This window comes from Idiomarina sp. MD25a (assembly GCF_001870515.1).
Lineage (GTDB): Bacteria > Pseudomonadota > Gammaproteobacteria > Enterobacterales > Alteromonadaceae > Idiomarina.
In genome coordinates this window covers 568,830-587,984 of sequence record NZ_MDGT01000002.1, presented here as the reverse complement: position 1 = coordinate 587,984, position 19,155 = coordinate 568,830, and the positions used below count along the sequence as shown (strand labels likewise).

The following is a 19,155-nucleotide window of genomic DNA, read 5'->3' as shown; positions in this document are numbered from 1 at the left end:
GCTACGGCGGGGTTTTTTGTAAAAGAGGATCATTATTATGCAGAAACCCTGGTATAAGCAGTTCTGGCCTTGGTTTCTAATCGCCCTACCCGTCACTGTTATGTGCGTGTGTGCGACGATTATTTATCTCTCTGCATCCCAAGGTGGTTTTTCAATGGTAGTTGATGACTACTATAAGCGCGGCAAAACCATTAATGCGGTCATCGAGCATGTTGAGAAAGCCAAGCAATTAGGTATCTCATTTAATGTGACAGCACATGACGGAAAGTTCACCATTCAATACGCATCGGGTCAGCCAAAAGAATTAACAGCGCTGACGATTAAGTTTGTGCATGCGACTCAAGCTGCGAACGATTTCCAGCGCCAAGTGACGGTCGGAGCCGATGGCGTCTATCGAACCGACATACCTGCCGACATCTCGGGTAAATACACCATCACTGTGACACCACACAGTGCTGATTGGAAAGTCAGCGAACAGTTTTATTTTCCTTTAGAAAAAGCCACGTTGTTGGAGCCCAACCTCTATGGCGTCTGAAGTTGAAGACGGTATTTGCTTTCACTGCTTGCAACCGATCCCTCATGGCATTGAGCTATCGGTTGCATTTCAAGGCGAGGACAAAGCGGTATGCTGTGCAGGTTGCCAAGCAGTGGCTGAAACCATCATTGAACATGGTTTAACAGCGTATTATAAGCACCGTGATTTAGATAAACCTCAGCAAACACCGTTATTACCCGAGCAGCTTAAAGAGCTCGATGTTTATGATAACCCCGACGTTCAGTCAGACTTTGTTAGAAGTCTTGGCAACAGCAGTAAACAAACTACGCTTACCGTAAATAATATCACTTGTGGTGCGTGCGCATGGCTCATCGAACGAGAACTTGCAAAGACTCCAGGAATGATTAAGTCGGTAGTCAACGTCAGTAACCAACGTCTTCACATCGAGTGGGACAGTCAAGCCGTTAAGTTAAGCGACATCATTGCCCGCCTCGCCCGTATCGGTTATCAAGCATTGCCCTTTCAGCAGAACCAAATAGAAGCCAACATCAACGCCCGCCGCAAAGGATTTATTAAGCGCTTGGGAGTGGCTGGCTTAGCCACCATGCAAGTGATGATGATTGCATTTGCACTTTACTTTGGCGTGGTCTCTGATCTTGATCCAACAACGCAACACTATTTGTGGGTTGTCAGTTTAGTGTTTGCAACGCCCGTGATCTTATACAGTGGCCAGCCCTTTTATAAAAGCGCCCTTAAAAGTATTCAGGCCGGTAGCGTTAACATGGACGTTCCGGTCAGCATCGCGCTTATCGGAGCGTACATTGCGAGCGTATATGCAGTCATCATCGGACGTGGTGAAGTCTACTTTGAATCCATTTCGATGTTTACCTTCTTTTTGCTGACGGGTCGCTTTTTAGAGTTGCTAGCCAAAGAGAAGGCTCTCAAATTTTCCACCAACCGACTGACCTATATGCCCAACTTGGCACACCGTGAGTATGAGGATGGCTTAGAAGATATTGCAGCCAAACAGCTTAAGGTGAATGACATCATTGTCGTCAAACCGGGCGAGACTATTCCAGCTGACGGCATACTATTAAGTGATAAGGCCGCTGTCGATGAAAGCTTGCTAACAGGAGAAAGTCGGCCAGTCACCAAAGCAACCGGTGACGGCATTGTTGCAGGTGCGGTTAATCAAAGCGCGACCCTTAGAATTAAAGTTACAGCCACTGCACAACAAACCGTGCTGGCTGGTATCGTTGCTATGCAAGATGCCGCTTTAGCCGACAAACCCAAAGTACAGAAAGCGATTGATCATATCGCGCAGTATTTTGTCATGACGTTACTGGTTATTGCTGCTGGTACATTTTTAGTCTGGTCATGGATTGACCCAGAGCATGCCCTCTGGGTGACCTTGGCAGTCCTGGTAGCCACCTGCCCATGCGCCCTGTCATTGGCTGCACCTACATCGATTACGGGGGCTGTACATCGACTTAACCGCATGAACGTGCTTGTTAAAGGCGCGCAGCTACTTGAAAGTGTCAAACAACTCGACACCGTGGTATTTGATAAAACAGGTACGTTGACCTTCGGGCAGTTTAAACTTATTTCACGCGAAGATTTCAGCGATGTCGACGAAACTAACGCCATTGTGAGCGGTTTAGAGCAACGCTCTGAGCATCCTATCGCCGCAGCGTTGGCTCATTTAAGCGAACAGCCGAGACAACCAGATGAGATCAGTAACCATCCAGGTCAAGGTATCGCGGCCGTCATTCAGGGCACAGAGTACCGATTAGGACGCGTTGAATTTATTCAGACTTGGCATCCGAATTGGCGAGCGAAGCCGCACAGCAATGTTATTTTAGCATCGCGTCAAGCTGTGTTGGCAGAATTCCAAGTTGATGATCAAGTACGTGAGGATAGCCATCAGGTCATTTCTGCGTTAAAACAACAAGGCATCCGCACTATCATGTTAACGGGTGACAGTGAAGCTCGCGCGCAAAAGTTAGCTCAAGTGCTAGGTGTTGATGAGGTATTGAGTGAACAGTCGCCTGCCGACAAGGTCGACACCATCAAACACCTACAGCAACAACGGCGTACGGTTTGGATGATCGGCGACGGCATTAATGATAGCCCAGTTTTAGCGCAAGCCGATCTCTCCATGACGTTCGCGCATGCCTCCGATATGGCGCAGACGGCAGCCGACGTGGTGTTGCTGAATGACCAACTCGCACGCGTATTGGACGTTATCGAAACAGCGCGTAAAACCCGAGTCATTATGCGCGAGAATTTTATTTGGGCTGCCGGGTATAATCTGTCGATTCTTCCTATTGCAGCGCTTGGGCTAGTTGCACCTTGGGCCGCCGCTTTAGGCATGTCGTTGAGCTCCTTGGTCGTTGTAGCTAATTCATTGAGGTTGTATCGTTTATGAGTGTAATTTACGCATTAATACCGGTCGCCATTTTATTCGTCATCTTAGCTGTCGTTGTCTTTTTTTGGGCAGTTCGCTCAAATCAATTCGAGGATATAGAACGTCAGGGAATGAATATTCTGATGGATGACGACGACGAAAAAGAGCAAACAAAATCGACTCATGACCGATCAAATTAATTGGTTTACACCGCTTTTAATGGGGCTTGCCGGGGCCGGACATTGTCTTGCGATGTGTGGCGGCTTAGCAGCGGCAATGGGTGTAAATCAAAACCGTCTCACAGTATTAGTCTATAACTTCGGTCGACTGACATCTTATGCCTTGTTAGGGGCTATTATGGGCGGTGCAGTGGCACTACTCGCGCCCGACACGCCCTACACCACCCCTATCCTTCGGGTTTTTGCCGCCATTATGATGATATTGCTCGGCTTATACTTGACTGGATGGTGGCCGTTGCTGGTTAAACTCGAATCATTGGGACGTCCCTTGTGGCGCAAACTACAACCGTTGGCCGTTAAACTGCGTGGTCAGCAGGGGCTGATACCCGCCTATCTTGCGGGGATGTTCTGGGGCTGGCTGCCTTGCGGTCTAGTTTACAGTGCTCTAAGTTACGCTGCGGTCTCGGGTGGTGCCGTCAGTGGTGCTGGATATATGGCTTTATTTGCTTTAGGCACATTTCCCGCGATGGTCGGTCTTGGGCTAATTAGTCAGCATGTTGCTCAATTATTTAGAAGCCAGGGGGTTAGAACAGCCTTAGGCATAATGATGCTAATCTACGGCCTATGGTCGCTTTTAGTCGTAATCAAAGCGTTGCTACAAGGTTGACGCTGATCACTGGTATAGCACCCATTATTACGCTAAATTGATGGTATCAATCATTGATTATGCATGTGGGAGAATAACATGGAACGGTTCAAACGGATTCTCGTCGTGGTTGACCCCGCAGATGAAGAACACAAGGCGATTAATCGCTCGTTACATATCGCGCGCTTAACACAAGCAAAAATCAGCCTATTCCTCTCTATTTATGATTTCTCTTACGAAATGACAACAATGTTGTCGCGTGATGAACGCGATACCATGCGCACCAATTTAATTGCCGATCGTCGAGCTTGGGTGGCAGATTTACTTGAAGGTTTTGATACCGAAGGTGTCGATATCGATATCACTGTGGTCTGGCATAACCGTCCATTTGAGGCGATCATTGAGCATGTGCAAAAGCTTGAAGCCGACTTACTAGTAAAAGCAACACAAGTCCAGCCTAGCTTTCAAAACCTTTTGTTTACTCCTACAGACTGGCACTTATTACGTAAAGCCCCCTGCCCCGTTTTACTGGTCAAGGAACATGCTTGGCCACAGCATGGGCAAGTATTAGCGGCTATTCATAGTGGCTCTGAGGAACAGGAACACAAAACGCTGAATGACCGCGTGGTTGATACAGCACAAGCGATTACGCAAGTGCTTAATGCCAGTTTGCATTTAGTCAATGCCTACCCAACCGCACCTATTAACGTTGCGGTTGAGATTCCAGAGTTTGACGTTACCCAATACAGCGATGAGTTAGAACGGCATCACAAAAACGCTATGGCCAATTTTGCCCGCAAACACCGCATTCCGAGCTCGCAACAACACGTTGAACAAGGTCTACCCGAGCAAGTTATTCCCGACTTAGCCAAACGACTCGATGCAGAACTGGTGGTACTAGGCACAAAGGGTCGAACAGGTTTTTCAGCTGCTTTGTTGGGCAATACCGCTGAACATGTGCTTGAACGTCTTAACTGCGATGTCCTTGCTATTAAGCCAGCGGACTTTAAATCGCCAGTAGCATAATAAACAGTGGTTCGCTATAATCGCGCCCTATTTTTGGGCGACACTAATATAGGCATGAATGGGTATGCAAACGGAGCGCACTGAAGCGAAGAAACAGTACGGCTTTAACAAACTGCAAAAGCGCATCCGCAGAGAGACCGGAAAGGCGATTCAACAGTTTTCGATGATCGAGCATAACGATAAGATCATGGTCTGTCTGTCAGGCGGCAAAGATAGTTACACCCTACTTGATACCTTAATGTACCTGAAACGTGTCGCACCCATTCATTTCGATATTGTTGCGGTCAACCTAGACCAAAAGCAACCCGGTTTCCCTGAGCATGTGTTACCTAATTACCTCGATAGCATCGGTGTCAATTACGAAATCGTTGAAGAAGATACCTACAGCATCGTTAAAGACAAGATTCCTGAGGGTAAGACCACTTGTTCTTTGTGTTCCCGTTTGCGCCGCGGTATTTTGTATAAAACAGCAAAACGGCTTGGCGCGACAAAAATTGCCTTGGGTCACCATCGCGACGACATGATAGAAACACTCTTTTTAAACATGTTTCACGGCGGTAAACTTAAATCAATGCCGCCTAAATTAGTGAGTGACAATGGTGAGCATGTGGTAATCCGTCCGTTGGCGTTTTGCCGTGAAAAAGACATTGCACGTTACTCCGAGGCAATGAAGTTCCCGATAATTCCATGTAACTTATGTGGTTCACAGGAAAACCTTCAACGCAAAAATATCAAAACGATGTTGAATCAATGGGATCGTCAATTCCCAGGACGTATCGAGAGTATCTTTACAGCGATGCAAAACGTCACGCCTTCTCATTTGGTGGATAATGAGTTATTTAACTTTGATGCGGTCAAAGCCACCGGTATAGAAACGAAAGAAGGCGACACCGCGTTCGATGCGCCTTCTTTTAATCAATCCTTTAAGCCTGAAGATGACGACGAGCCAATTGCGTCAGCTATCCAAATTACACAGATCGCCTAATTAGCAGCGGCAGTGGACGCTTCCGTTGCCGCATCATCTTGCTCGATGATCGCATCGACGATAGGTCGATTGACTCGAATCATAGCTTTAAGCTCATCAATATACTCTTGTCCGCGCTCGGAATAACTGTGCAAGCCACTGAGTAACGGAATCGCCCGCACTTGCTCATCACGTTCACGCATAACTTCACGAATTTGGCGCAGTTCGAGGTATGGGTTATGAGTATTAATATTACGCATATAACTCCGGACAGATTGCGCGACGTGGTCGAACTTCGCCACTTCATGGTTCATGCCGTCAGGTCGTTGCTCGGGAACCAAACCGCAGCCTTCGCGATAGCACCATTGGCCAAATAAGTTCAGCCCCTCTTGCGCAAATCTAGAGGTGCCCCAGGCTGACTCGTTCGCCGCTTGTACCAAAACCATCATGGTCGGAATGATATCAATGCGACGCTTAAGTACCTCAAATTGCTGTGCACTATCGAGCGTTGGGTCAACTTCGTAATAGTCTACAAGACGCGCAAGTTGTTTTTTATCTTGCTCGTTTTCAAACCCTCGACTGTATGCACTTTCGATAGCAAATAGCTGTTGCCGTTCGTGCAAAATACGTAGGTTTTCTGCCTCAATAATAGGTAGTAGATAGCGAAAAAATTCCTTCTTTTTCTCTTTTACGTCGTTGAATTCGTCAAAATTAGGAATTTCAGTACGCGGTTCCAATGTAGGCACCGGTGGTAAACCATGACTTGCGACATCCCTTTCGCCTGCTGGCTTCTCATATTTACTGAAAAACGGTAATAACAACGCGGCAATACATACCAAAATAAAGAAAATGATGAATAATTTTTTTCGCATTCGAGCTCCTTTAAGCAGTCCAGTCGTCGGATTGGTTTGATTGTGAAGGTGGTTGCAAACGCACACTAACACCGACGATTTGGCGATAAACTAAACCTAATAAGTTCACTAAATAAGGGATCAGAACAAAAAGCAATAAGCCATATGTAATGAGACCCATGATAAATACGATATAAAAAACAAATGTAAGGCCAATAAAAAATGGTAAATGATAATGCGTAATACGGATCGAGTAGTAGATTGCGTTCAAAGGCGATATGCGCCGCTCAACGACCAGAGGTAGTGCTAAACAGAAAATGGCTGACGTGTAGAGTACGACTACATAACCTACTAGAGGCGAAATACTTGCTGCCAACCAGACAAATAGTTGCGAGATCAAAGTGGTGATAACCCCTGTAGCAATGAGCGCTGTCACGGACTCAAACCCCTTGAAAATATGCAACCCCTTGGTCGGTATATCGATACTGTGACGTATCCCCATCAGTATGATGCCGCCGAATAACGGCGCAGCAATCGCCGTACTGAATAATGCCAAACCTAAACTTTGTATGGGCGTCATGTTGTTAACAGCCTCTGGTGATGAGAGGACCGACATGGGCATCACCATTTGGATAATTGTGACAATAACCAGAAGCAAAGCCAGGAAGCTGATCATCGCAGTGACCAACGGCCAAAAATGACGTCCGGTAATAGCAAACGCTTCTTTAACCCACTGCACCACGTGAACACGGTAATTTCCCTTTAACGCTTCCGCTAAATCGCCGCCTACAATCATTTGTTCTTTTGATTCATTTTGCTGCAATTTCGACCCCATTAAGCTCTAAACATTTGATATAATTGACACCATTCATCGATTTTACCATCGATTCTGTAGCTGAGGAAATTTATGGGCAATCAACCTCGACGTAAGCGCAGTCCGCGACGTCCTCGTCCGGTAAATCCGAAACTGGTTTTACTGAATAAACCTTATGGTGTACTCAGCCAGTTTTCCGGCGAGCCTGACGACGTGACCTTAAAGGACTTCGTACCACACTCGAATGTTTATCCTGCTGGTCGCCTTGATAAAGATAGCGAAGGCTTAATGTTGCTGACAAATGACGGTGTCTATCAGGCACGGCTTGCTAACCCGAAATATAAGGTTGCTAAGACTTACTGGGTGCAAGTTGAGGGTGTTCCCGATGAAGCGCAATTAAATGCATTGCGTAATGGTTGTGAATTAAACGATGGACTTACCAAGCGGGCACAAGTTTTTGCTATTGACGAGCCTACAGGTTTGTGGCCGCGCAACCCGCCGGTGCGAGAGCGTAAGACAGTTCCAGATTCATGGATAAGCCTATCAATTACCGAAGGTAAAAATCGTCAGGTTCGCCGTATGACAGCTCACGTAGGATTACCTACGCTCCGATTAATCCGCGCTCAAATTGGCCCATTTAAGTTGGCGGGATTACAGCCTGGAGAATGGCGCGAAGAACCTCCAGTGTGGTAAACTCTGCCACCAGCGTTCCGTGTAGTAACAGAGACAAAGAATCATGACTGAGTCCGAAAAAAAACCCAGTGAAACCAAAGTCATCGTCGGTATGTCGGGCGGTGTAGACTCTTCCGTATCCGCCTACCTGCTTCTTCAACAAGGCTATCAAGTCGAAGGGTTGTTTATGAAGAACTGGGAAGAGGATGATGACGATGAATATTGTGCCGCCGCCGATGATCTCGCCGACGCAGAGGCCGTGTGCGAGAAACTGGGCATTGAGCTACACACCGTTAACTTTGCTGCGGAATACTGGGATAACGTGTTTGAGCACTTCTTAGATGAATATAAAGCTGGCCGTACCCCTAACCCTGACATCATGTGCAACAAAGAAATCAAATTTAAAGCATTTCTGGAATTTGCAGCGGAAGCCTTGGGCGCTGACTACATCGCTACCGGTCATTACGTGAGACGCGCCTATCGTGACGGGAAATGGCAGTTATTACGCGGTTTAGATAACAACAAAGACCAGAGCTATTTTCTTTACACGCTGAGTCATGAGCATGTCGCACAAACTCTGTTTCCTGTTGGTGAGCTCGAAAAGCCGGAAGTACGCCGTATTGCCGAAGAACAAGGTTTAGTCACTGCCGACAAAAAAGACTCAACGGGTATCTGTTTTATTGGTGAGCGCAAGTTTAAGGACTTTTTGCAACAGTACCTCCCCGCTCAGCCTGGCACCATCGAGAGTGTCGATGGTGAAACGCTTGGTGAACATGAAGGTCTGATGTACCACACGATAGGTCAACGCAAAGGACTTCATATTGGTGGTTTAGCTGACGCGGGCGATGACCCGTGGTATGTGGTTGATAAAGATGTCGATCGCAATGTACTTGTGGTTGCTCAAGGCAAAAATCACCCACGTTTGTTCTCAAAAGGCTTAGTCGCAAACCAATTACATTGGGTGAACCGAGAAGTAATCAGCGAACCATTGCGGTGTGTTGTGAAAACGCGCTATCGCCAAGCGGATATTCCATGCCAAATCATACCCGGCAAGGATGGGCGTATCGAAGTCGTGTTTGACGAGCCCGTCGCAGCGGTAACACCTGGACAGTCGGCAGTGTTCTATATCGACGATGTCTGCCTAGGTGGCGGCATCATTGAGCAACGTATTACCGATTTTGAGGTTCGTTTATGAACGACTGGCAACAACGGGTTGTTGCTCTCGCGGGAATGGCGCAAGCCGCCATCGCCGTGCAGCAGGCGGCACGGACGGGCCGAGTGCATCACGAAGCGGTGGTGGATACCTTGCTTAATAGCGTACTTAATTTAGAGCCTGAATCGACAGAAGCGGTATATGGCGGTGTTGAAGGCGTGCGCCCAGGTTTGATTTTACTTGCTCAACAATTTCGCAATAATGCTCAGCGTGACCTTGAGATCACTCGATATATGGTGGGGATGGTTCACCTGTCTAGGCGTTTACTGAGCCAGCCTAAGTCTCTTAACTTATTAGCAGAGCGTTTGCACCAGGTGGGTCGCCAATATTATGAATTTGGTTTTGACAAACACCAGGTAACGGCGAGCTTAGCTTCGATTTATCGTGAAGTCATCAGTCCCCTTGGCCAGCCGATTAAAGTCAATGGTAGTCCGCAGATCCTGCAACAAGAGACGCATCAACACCTAGTCCGCGCCCTACTCTTATCAGGCGTACGAAGTGCCGTGTTATGGCAACAAGTCGGTGGTAAACGACGTCAGTTTTTATTAGGACGCAAGCGTATGCTGGCGGCCGTCAATGAACTACTCAGCGTGAGCGCATAACTTAAACTGTTTAACTTGGAGAACTTTGGATATGTTACCTTTTTCAACCCTTACGGCTATATCGCCTGTTGACGGGCGTTATGCCAGTAAAGTTGAGCCATTACGCGCCATATTTAGTGAATATGGCCTAATCAAATACCGCGTGACTGTCGAGGTGCGTTGGTTACAAATGTTGGCTCAGCATGAGGGCATTAAAGAAGTTGCTCCACTTAGCGATGAAGCGAATCAACGCCTCAATGCAATCGTTGAGACATTTAGCGTCGAAGATGCTGAGCGTGTGAAAGAAATCGAGCGCACAACAAACCATGACGTTAAAGCGGTCGAGTACTTGTTGAAAGAGAAAGTCGCTGACTTGCCTGAATTAGCCAAAGTCAGTGAGTTTATTCACTTTGCTTGCACGTCAGAGGATATCAACAACTTATCACATGGTTTAATGCTTACAGCTGCGCGAGACGATGTCTTAGTACCTGTTATGCAAGAAATTGTCGATACTGTAAAAGCAAAAGCACGTGAATACCGCTCGGTAGCAATGATGGCACGTACTCACGGACAACCCGCCACGCCAACCACCATGGGTAAAGAGTTTGTTAATGTCGCTGTGCGTTTGCAACGTCAGCTTGAGCAAGTGCGCGCAGTGGCACTGATGGGTAAAATAAACGGTGCAGTGGGTAACTACAACGCGCACTTAGCGGCTTACCCGAACGTTGATTGGCATCAGGCTTCAGAACAGTTCGTGACTTCTTTAGGCCTGACTTGGAACGCTTACACCACCCAAATCGAACCACATGATTATATCGCCGAATTGTTCGACGCGGTCGCACGCTTTAACACCGTGTTAATCGACTTTGACCGTGACTTATGGGGTTATATTGCGCTTAACCATTTTAAGCAAAAAACGATTGCTGGCGAAGTGGGCTCATCAACCATGCCGCATAAAGTAAACCCAATCGATTTTGAAAACTCCGAAGGTAACTTAGGCATCGCCAATTCGGTTATGAGTCACCTCGCGCAAAAGCTTCCGGTTTCCCGCTGGCAGCGCGATCTGACCGACTCAACGGTGTTACGTAATCTCGGTGTTGGTATCGCCCATGCGGTTATCGCGTATCACGCCTCCTTGAAGGGCCTGAGCAAACTTGAAGTGAATGAATCTGTACTCACGGCTGAGTTAGACGCAAACTGGGAGTTGATGGCGGAGCCCGTACAAACGGTGATGCGTCGCTACGGCGTCGAAAAGCCGTACGAAAAACTCAAAGAGCTCACGCGTGGTAAGCGTATCAAGCCGGCCGATTTGGTAACATTCATTGATGCGCTCGATGTCCCTGAAGCCGCGAAAGATGAAATGAAAGCCATGTCACCGATGAACTACATTGGTCGTGCTGAAGCATTTGTAGACGAGCTTAAGTAATGCATTTACAGAATGTCGATAAGCAAGTCTTTCTCGATTCTGACTGGCAAAAACGCCCGCGCTTGTTTAAGCGTGGGCTCGCCAACGTTGACTTGATCGAACCCGAAATTTTAGCCGGTTTAGCCATGGAAGATGGCGTTGATGCTCGTATTATCGAACATCGAGATCAAGCCTGGTCAGTAGCTCACGGCCCTTTCCAGGAGTACGAATCGCTCGGTGAAGCGAACTGGACGTTACTCGTGCAAGCGGTCAATGAATGGATGCCCGATGTCCACTCGCTGTTGCAGGCGTTTCGTTTTTTACCCGAGTGGCGCATTGATGATGTGATGGTGAGCTTCTCCGTTGAAGGCGGTGGTGTTGGACCACATGTTGACGAATACGATGTGTTTATTGTGCAAGGTGCGGGTCGTCGTCATTGGCGCGTGGGTGCACGTCAATCGACTACGCCAACTTATCCGTGCGAGGATCTCAAGCAGATCAAAGAGTCCTTTGATGCGGTCATCGATGAAGTACTAGAACCCGGTGATGTTCTGTATATTCCGGCTGGCTGCCCACATGATGGCATCGCACTTGAACCTTGTCTCAATTATTCCGTCGGTTTTCGTGCGCCGAATCAAGCCGAATGGCTTGCTCAGCTGGCTGACATGGCATTACAGACTGAGCAACTTAAACAACGTTACACCGATCCGAACCTCTCGTGTGACAACCCAAGTCATATCGTAACTGAAGCTCAGCTAGGCCAAGTGAAACAACTCCTTAAATCAGCAGTTGAATCGAGTGATTTTGATGAGCTCATTTTACGTGCTCAGTCAATGAGTAAGCGCCCTCTTCCTGAGCCCGAGCTGCCGATGGTGGCCGAACAAGTGCCCGCTTTGCTAACGATGGATAAAGCAACCGTCGTTCGCGCGCCGGGTTCGCGTTTACTTAAGCACTTCGACAGACCACATTACTTTGCCAACGGTGAGTTGTTTGTGGTGACCGCTGAAGCTGAGGCACTGGCTAAACAGCTTGCAGAGCTCACGGATGAAACAGCGATTACCGAATTGGCGCCTCTTTGCAATGACGCGTGTGGACAAGCGCTGATCGCATGGTTAGTCAATCAGGGTGTTATCGAGCTATTAATTGACTAATTTTTGTTAAAAAGTTGCCGTTTACGTCAACTGTAAACAACAGTTGCTAAACACCCGTTTGAATAACGATTTTAGTTTTGTTTTTTAGTAGCGCGTTAACATTCCAAGTGGTAATGTGCGCGCAATTTTGAAAACCAATGAGGATGGAAATTCATGTCTCTATTTGAGCATATTGAATTCGATAATCACGAACAAGTGACCTTCTGCCATGATGAAGAGTCTGGTCTTAAGGCTATTATTGCCGTTCACGATACAACGCTCGGCCCGAGCTTGGGCGGTACGCGTTTATGGAACTACGCTTCATCGGCTGAAGCATTAACCGACGTGTTACGTCTTTCACGTGGCATGACCTATAAAAGCGCTATGGCTGGCCTTCCTCTAGGTGGCGGTAAAGCCGTAATCATCGGCGATGCTAAAACTATTAAAAGTGAAGCCCTATTCCGTGCTTACGGTCGTTTCATTGAAACCTTAGGTGGCAAATACATCACCGCTGAAGACGTCAACATTCGCACGGCGGATATCGATATCGTTGCTAAAGAAACAAGCCATGTTGCCGGTACTGCAGATAAAGCAGGCGATCCATCGCCTCATACTGCGCTCGGTACTTATTTAGGCCTTAAAGCGGCGGCAAAACACCGTTTAGGTTCTGATGACCTTAATGGCGTAACGATTGCAGTGCAAGGTTTAGGTGCTGTTGGTTATGACTTTGCCGAATACTGTGCTAAGGAAGGCGCGAAGTTGATCGTAACGGATATCAACGAAGACGCCATGCAACGTGCTAAAGATGAGCTCGGTGCACAGGTTGTGGGTCTTGACGAAATCTATGGCGTCGAGGCTGACGTATACGCGCCATGCGCACTCGGTGCAACAATTAACGATGAAACCCTTAAGCAGTTAAAAGTTAAGATCATTGCAGGTAGTGCAAACAATCAGTTAGCGACTCCAGCCCACGACCAGAAAGTTAAAGACATGGGTATTCTATACGCCCCTGATTACGTCATTAACGCAGGTGGTGTTATCCACGTCTGTTCCGAAGCGGCCAACTTCTCGCTTGAAGAGACTGACAAACGTGTGCGTGATATCTACAACACACTCGATAAGCTTTTTGCACGTGCCAACGAAGAAAACCGTCCAACCGGCGAATTGGCCGACGAGATGGCGCGCGAAATCATCGCTAACGCGAAAAAATAACAGCGTAACGAGCTACCTTAGTGATTAAGGTAGCTCAAAATAACTTCAAGCGGGTGTCTCACCCGCTTACCTTCCAAACGTTTTACCTGCGAGCGGCAAGAGAATCCAGTCGCAGTAATACCACTCGTTCCGTACTGTTTAACCGCTTCAGCCCAATCCATTTGATACAAAGCAATACTCTCTTTCAAATTGCTACGTTCATGCCCAAATGTTCCGGCCATACCACAACAGCCCGCTTGGACAATATCGAGCTGCAAGCCAACACTGGTAAATAGCGCCTGCCAGTGCTTTGCTGACTCGGGAATGAAACTCTGCTCGGTGCAATGTAACAGCAAACCGTAACGCCGATGACTGCTCTCGAGTTCAAGTTTCTCCGCCTTGCCCTGTAACCACTCGATGACTGTTTGCACGTTCAATGCTTCAGCTTTATCACCTAACACCTGGTGATACTCGTCGCGGAATACCAATGCGGTGGACGAATCAACACCCACTCGTTCAATTTCGGTATCGAACAAGGGCGCTAGGTACTCATAAACACGTTCAGCCGTTTGCTTAAACTCCGATAAAAAGCCTTTCACATGTTGAGCTTTACCTTGCCCTACAAACGGTATTAATACAGGTTGATAACCTAAACGAGCAGCGAGTTGCGCGAAAGAATGCACGATCTCAGCTTCATAAAAGCTGGTGAAAGGATCCTGTACGATAGCCACCAGCTGCTGTTGCTGTTCTACTGGTAACTGGGCGAGCTCACTCGGCTCCGCGACTCGGAATTCTGACGTCTGCCACCGTTTAACCAAGTTAGGCACTGAAAATGCGGGTGTATCGACATAACCCACAACTTGTTTCAAGAAAAAGTTGCTCAGTGGGTTTTTGATAATGGCATTACTAAACTTAGGAAACTTTGCACCCACCTTAGCCGTGCTTTCAACACTTCGCACAAGATGATCTTTAATGGGGCGCGGATACCGAGAGTAGTAATGCTGTAAAAACTCAGCCTTAAACGTCGGCACGTCGACACTCACTGGGCATTGATTAGTACAGGCTTTGCACGCCAAGCACTTGTCCATTGACGCCTTCACTTCATGGCTGTAGTCATCTTTCGAATCATTGCGGTTGCGCCACTTTTCAAACCAAGATACTTCGTCATCAGGCTGCTTATCCGCGCGGTAATTCTGTTCCGCAGTTAAGCGCAACCATTCACGCATCAATGACGCACGCCCTTTGGGCGACATACGACGGTCACGTGTCACTTTATACGAAGGACACATTGCTGCTTTGGTATCGTAGTTGAAACACAGTCCGTTGCCATTACAACTCATGGCATTGTCGTAGTAGTCACGTGTCTCAATCGGAATTTGACGGTCAAAATAACCGCGCTTTTGCGCATCAACAGAAACTAACTGCGCTTCGCTGTTTAACGGCGTAGCGATTTTACCTGGATTAAACTGGTTAAACGGGTCAGCGGCTGCTTTTACCTTTTGTAGTTCTTGATAAAGCGCCTCGCCAAAGAATTTCGGCGCATATTCTGAGCGATAGCCTTTACCATGTTCTCCCCACATCAAGCCACCGTATTTGGCTGTCAATGCAGCTACTTTATCACTGATTTCGCGCAATAGAACTTCATCATCTGGATTGGTTAAGTCCAGCGCGGGGCGCACGTGCAACACCCCTGCATCCGCGTGACCAAACATGCCGTAATGGAGGTTGGCATCGTCTAAGATGTCGCGAAACTCCATTATAAAAGCCGCCAACTGCTCGGGAGGAACCGCGGTGTCTTCTGCGAAAGCAACGGGTTTACGCGCACCTTTAGTCGCACCTAACAGCCCGACCGCTTTTTTCCGCATTGCATAAATGGTTTGGATACTTTCTAGGTCATCGCATATTTGATACCCGATCACCCCTTTATTATCTTTAGCTTTAATAAGCTTATCCAAGCGTTTACAAAGCGCATCAATTTTCCGCTGATTTTCCGCTTGGTCCGTCGCGGCAAACTCGACCATGTTGATGCCATTCATGACCTGTCCCTCGACCTCTTCTAGCAGCGGAGAAACGCTATGCCAGATGATGTCTTCACGCGCCAAGTTCAGTACATTGGAATCAATGGTCTCTACTGATGTTGCTTCAGCTTCAACTAAGAACGGTGAGTTATTCAGTGCCGCTTGGAAGTCAGAATACTTTACGTTGATTAAGGTACGGTATTTGGGGATCGGTGTGATGTTGAGTTTTGCTTCTGTGACAAAGCCTAACGTACCTTCGGAACCCGCAATCAGGCGCGATAAATTGAGCGTATGATGCTCTGCATCGAAGGTGTGTTTTAAGTCATACCCAGTTAAAAAGCGGTTTAACGGCGGAAATTTGGCGTCTATCGCCTCGCGCATACCCACACAAGTATTTAGTGCTTGTTTATATAACCGCCCTACCCGCGAATCGACTTCGCTGTAAGTTTGTGCCTGCTGTAAGTCCACCGGTTCACTGGCTAACAGCTCACCACCTTGTAAGACCGTGCGTAACGATAAAATATGATCACTGGTTTTACCGTATACCAACGAGCCTTGACCCGATGCATCCGTATTAATCATCCCGCCGAGCGTGGCACGATTGCTGGTTGATAAGTCCGGTGCAAAAAAGTAGCCATGTGGACGCAACGCGTCGTTCAGCTGATCCTTTACCACGCCGGTTTGTACACGCACCCACCCCTCATCCGCATTGACTTCCAACACGCGATTCATATGGCGACTCAAGTCCACCACAATACCCGGCGTTAACGACTGTCCGTTAGTGCCCGTACCACCGCCTCGAGGGGAAAATGTCACTGAATGAAACTCATCTTGAGCTGCGAGTTTCAGTATCGTTTGAATGTCGGCTTCGTTGACAGGATAAAGGACGGCCTGCGGCAACTGTTGATAAACACTGTTATCCGTCGCCGCGATAAGCCGTCCTGAAAACGTGACATCAATCTCCCCACTAAAATCTGACTGTTCAAGCTCACTAATATATGCCTGATACAACGACGGCAGTGCGCGCTTGGCGTCTAACTTAGGGAGTTGTGTCATAACGTTTTATAGTCCTCTTACAGTTGCTCTGATAAGTACATCCAAGTTTCAATAACAGTGTCCGGGTTAAGCGAAACCGAATCGATTCCTTGCTCGACTAACCATTGAGCAAAGTCAGGGTGGTCCGATGGTCCTTGACCACAAATACCGACGTACTTACCACGTGCTTTAGCCGCTTTAATGGCCATTTCAAGCAATGCTTTAACAGCGTCATTGCGCTCATCAAATAAGTGCGCGATTAACCCCGAGTCGCGATCCAGTCCCAACGTTAGCTGGGTTAAATCATTCGAACCGATTGAGAAGCCATCGAACATATCAAGGAATTTATCCGCTAATAGTGCGTTTGATGGTAGTTCACACATCATGATCACACGTAAGCCGTTCTCACCTTGTTTCAGTCCCTGCTCTTCAAGTAAATCGATAACTTGGCGACCTTCCTCTAGAGTACGTACGAAAGGAATCATGATTTCGATGTTGCTCAGACCCATTTCATTACGTACACGTTTAATCGCTTCGCACTCGAGTGCAAAACAATCACGGAATTCCTCTGAGATATAGCGCGATGCGCCACGGAATCCTAGCATCGGGTTCTCTTCATCAGGCTCGTATTGACTACCACCGACTAAGTTTGCGTATTCATTCGACTTGAAGTCTGACATACGCACAATAACGCGCTCCGGCGCAAACGCCGCGGCTAAGGTTGAGATCCCTTCAGCAAGACGCGCTACATAATACTCACGAGGCGATTCATAACCAGCGATCATAGTGCTGATCGTTGCTTTCAACGCATCTGGTTGATCGTCGAAGTTAAGCAAGGCTTTAGGGTGTACCCCAATCATGCGATTAATAATAAACTCAAGGCGTGCAAGACCTACACCCGCATGCGGTAAACCAGCAAAGTCAAAAGCACGGTCCGGGTTACCGACATTCATCATAATTTTTAATGGTAAATCTGGCATTGCATCAACGCGCGACTCAGTAACTTCAAAGTCAAGTTCGCCCTCGTAGATGTATCCGGTATCACCTTCAGCACAAGATACGGTTACCGCTTGGCCATTGCTAATCAGCTGAGTTGCATTACCACAACCTACAACCGCTGGAATGCCTAACTCGCGAGCGATGATAGCCGCATGGCATGTACGACCACCGCGGTTGGTCACGATTGCCGCCGCGCGCTTCATGATAGGTTCCCAATCCGGGTCGGTCATATCAGTAACCAGCACATCACCAGGTTGGACTTTGTCCATTTCTTCGATGCTATCCAATACACGCGCCACACCTTTGCCAATGCGCTGACCAATCGCGCGACCTTCACAGACCACCGCACTGGTATCTTGTAGTGCAAAGCGTTCGATCGCCTGCCCTTTTTGGTTGGACTGCACCGTCTCCGGGCGTGCTTGCACGATATAGAGTTTGCCATCGATACCGTCTTTAGCCCATTCGATGTCCATCGGACGGCCGTAATGCTTCTCGATGATTAATGCTTGGCGAGCCAGTTCTTCTGCCTCTGCATCGGTAATCGAAAAGGTTTGGCTTTTAGCGGAATCGATGTCCTCGATCAATGTTTGCTTACCATGTGCACGATCTTCAGAAAACACCATTTGGATTTTCTTACTGCCTAAATTACGACGCAGCACTGCGGGACGTCCCGCATTGAGGGTTGGCTTGTGTACATAAAACTCGTCGGGGTTAACTGCGCCTTGAACGACCATTTCGCCTAAGCCATACGATGAGGTGACAAAAACAACTTGGTCAAAGCCGGATTCAGTATCAATCGTGAACATAACGCCTGATGAAGCAATGTCACTACGGACCATGCGCTGTACGCCAGCCGATAGCGCTACGCCTCTATGGTCGTAACCTTGGTGCACGCGATATGAAATCGCACGGTCATTAAATAACGAAGCGAAAACGTGTTTAATGGCTTCCATCACGGCATCGAGGCCACGGACGTTCAAGAAAGTTTCCTGTTGCCCCGCAAACGAAGCATCGGGCATATCTTCTGCCGTTGCCGAGCTGCGTACAGCAAAGCTAAATTCATCGTTGTCTTCACTGAGTTGGCTAAAGGCTTGTTTAATGTCGGTTTCAAAGGCGGGCTGGAAAGGCGTGTCGATGATCCACTGACGAATGGTGCGGCCCGCTTCGGTTAATTTATTGACGTCATTAACGTCGAGGCCGTCGAGCAATTCATATATTTTGTCATTCAGACCACTTTGCTCAAGAAACTGGTTGTATGCATCTGCTGTCGTCGCAAAACCGCCGGGGACTTCAACCCCTGCGCCTGCGAGGTTACTGATCATTTCACCCAGTGAGGCGTTTTTACCCCCCACTCTGTTGACATCTTGCATTCCTAATTGCTGATACCACAGTACGTTTTCTTGCACGTCTTTTTCCTCGATTTAATCCGATGGGAGGTATGATGTGGCCAACATTTTACACATACTTAGCCAACAAGTTAATATCCGATTTACAAAGCTTTCGATTTTTATCTATAGAATAAGGAATA

16 protein-coding genes are annotated in these 19,155 nt (G+C 47.7%); 12 read left to right on the top strand and 4 right to left on the bottom strand.

What is annotated here, in order from left to right; genetic code table 11:
* Nucleotides 1-37: 37 nt before the first annotated feature.
* The 6 genes from BFR57_RS04030 (at nt 38) to ttcA (ending at nt 5,739) form a co-directional block, all read left to right on the top strand.
* The gene (locus tag BFR57_RS04030; RefSeq protein ID WP_071462744.1) at nt 38-535 is read left to right on the top strand and encodes a FixH family protein; all 498 of its coding nucleotides are present in this window, start codon (nt 38-40) and stop codon (nt 533-535) included.
* The gene (locus BFR57_RS04025) at nt 525-2,924 is read left to right on the top strand and encodes a heavy metal translocating P-type ATPase metal-binding domain-containing protein (RefSeq protein ID WP_071462743.1); all 2,400 of its coding nucleotides are present in this window, start codon (nt 525-527) and stop codon (nt 2,922-2,924) included. Before BFR57_RS04030 ends, BFR57_RS04025 begins: the two co-directional genes overlap by 11 nt.
* Nucleotides 2,921-3,103 carry a cbb3-type cytochrome oxidase assembly protein CcoS gene (ccoS, locus tag BFR57_RS04020; protein ID WP_071462742.1) on the top strand — a complete coding sequence of 61 codons (183 nt, stop codon included), beginning with the start codon at nt 2,921-2,923 and terminating at the stop codon, nt 3,101-3,103. The genes BFR57_RS04025 and ccoS overlap by 4 nt, the downstream gene beginning before the upstream one ends.
* The gene (locus BFR57_RS04015) at nt 3,087-3,749 is read left to right on the top strand and encodes a sulfite exporter TauE/SafE family protein (RefSeq protein WP_071462741.1); all 663 of its coding nucleotides are present in this window, start codon (nt 3,087-3,089) and stop codon (nt 3,747-3,749) included. The genes ccoS and BFR57_RS04015 overlap by 17 nt, the downstream gene beginning before the upstream one ends.
* A 78-nt stretch (nt 3,750-3,827) precedes the next feature.
* A complete protein-coding gene (uspE, locus tag BFR57_RS04010; RefSeq protein WP_071462740.1) occupies nt 3,828-4,754 on the top strand; it encodes a universal stress protein UspE in 927 nt (308 codons plus the stop codon).
* A 64-nt stretch (nt 4,755-4,818) separates the two neighbouring features.
* Entirely contained in the window at nt 4,819-5,739 is a 921-nt protein-coding gene (gene ttcA / locus BFR57_RS04005) for a tRNA 2-thiocytidine(32) synthetase TtcA (protein WP_071462793.1), read from the top strand.
* Here ttcA and BFR57_RS04000 read toward each other — a convergent pair.
* A complete protein-coding gene (locus BFR57_RS04000; protein ID WP_071462739.1) occupies nt 5,736-6,590 on the bottom strand; it encodes a glucosaminidase domain-containing protein in 855 nt (284 codons plus the stop codon). The genes ttcA and BFR57_RS04000 overlap by 4 nt on opposite strands.
* A 10-nt stretch (nt 6,591-6,600) precedes the next feature.
* Nucleotides 6,601-7,392, bottom strand: a complete 792-nt coding sequence (locus BFR57_RS03995; protein WP_143441040.1) for a hypothetical protein — start codon at nt 7,390-7,392, stop codon at nt 6,601-6,603.
* Nucleotides 7,393-7,476: 84 nt separating this feature from the next.
* On the opposite strand from BFR57_RS03995, the gene BFR57_RS03990 reads away from it, so the two are divergent.
* The 6 genes from BFR57_RS03990 (at nt 7,477) to BFR57_RS03965 (ending at nt 13,596) form a co-directional block, all read left to right on the top strand.
* A complete protein-coding gene (locus BFR57_RS03990; protein ID WP_071462737.1) occupies nt 7,477-8,076 on the top strand; it encodes a pseudouridine synthase in 600 nt (199 codons plus the stop codon).
* Nucleotides 8,077-8,119: 43 nt separating this feature from the next.
* Nucleotides 8,120-9,250, top strand: a complete 1,131-nt coding sequence (gene mnmA, locus BFR57_RS03985; RefSeq protein ID WP_071462736.1) for a tRNA 2-thiouridine(34) synthase MnmA — start codon at nt 8,120-8,122, stop codon at nt 9,248-9,250.
* Entirely contained in the window at nt 9,247-9,870 is a 624-nt protein-coding gene (hflD, locus tag BFR57_RS03980; protein WP_071462735.1) for a high frequency lysogenization protein HflD, read from the top strand. The genes mnmA and hflD overlap by 4 nt, the downstream gene beginning before the upstream one ends.
* 31 nt (nt 9,871-9,901) lie before the next feature.
* Nucleotides 9,902-11,275: an adenylosuccinate lyase gene (gene purB / locus BFR57_RS03975; RefSeq protein ID WP_071462734.1), complete on the top strand. Its 1,374-nt coding sequence runs from the start codon at nt 9,902-9,904 to the stop codon at nt 11,273-11,275.
* Nucleotides 11,275-12,405, top strand: coding sequence for a cupin domain-containing protein (locus tag BFR57_RS03970; RefSeq protein ID WP_071462733.1), 1,131 nt, complete (start codon nt 11,275-11,277; stop codon nt 12,403-12,405). Before purB ends, BFR57_RS03970 begins: the two co-directional genes overlap by 1 nt.
* 153 nt (nt 12,406-12,558) lie before the next feature.
* Entirely contained in the window at nt 12,559-13,596 is a 1,038-nt protein-coding gene (locus tag BFR57_RS03965; RefSeq protein ID WP_006955776.1) for a Glu/Leu/Phe/Val dehydrogenase dimerization domain-containing protein, read from the top strand.
* 17 nt (nt 13,597-13,613) lie between these two features.
* Here the strand turns inward: BFR57_RS03965 and BFR57_RS03960 are convergent, their stop codons facing one another.
* Nucleotides 13,614-16,649: an FAD-binding and (Fe-S)-binding domain-containing protein gene (locus tag BFR57_RS03960; protein ID WP_071462732.1), complete on the bottom strand. Its 3,036-nt coding sequence runs from the start codon at nt 16,647-16,649 to the stop codon at nt 13,614-13,616.
* 17 nt (nt 16,650-16,666) lie between these two features.
* The gene (ppsA, locus tag BFR57_RS03955; RefSeq protein ID WP_071462731.1) at nt 16,667-19,033 is read right to left on the bottom strand and encodes a phosphoenolpyruvate synthase; all 2,367 of its coding nucleotides are present in this window, start codon (nt 19,031-19,033) and stop codon (nt 16,667-16,669) included.
* Between the last annotated feature and the right edge of the window lie 122 nt (nt 19,034-19,155).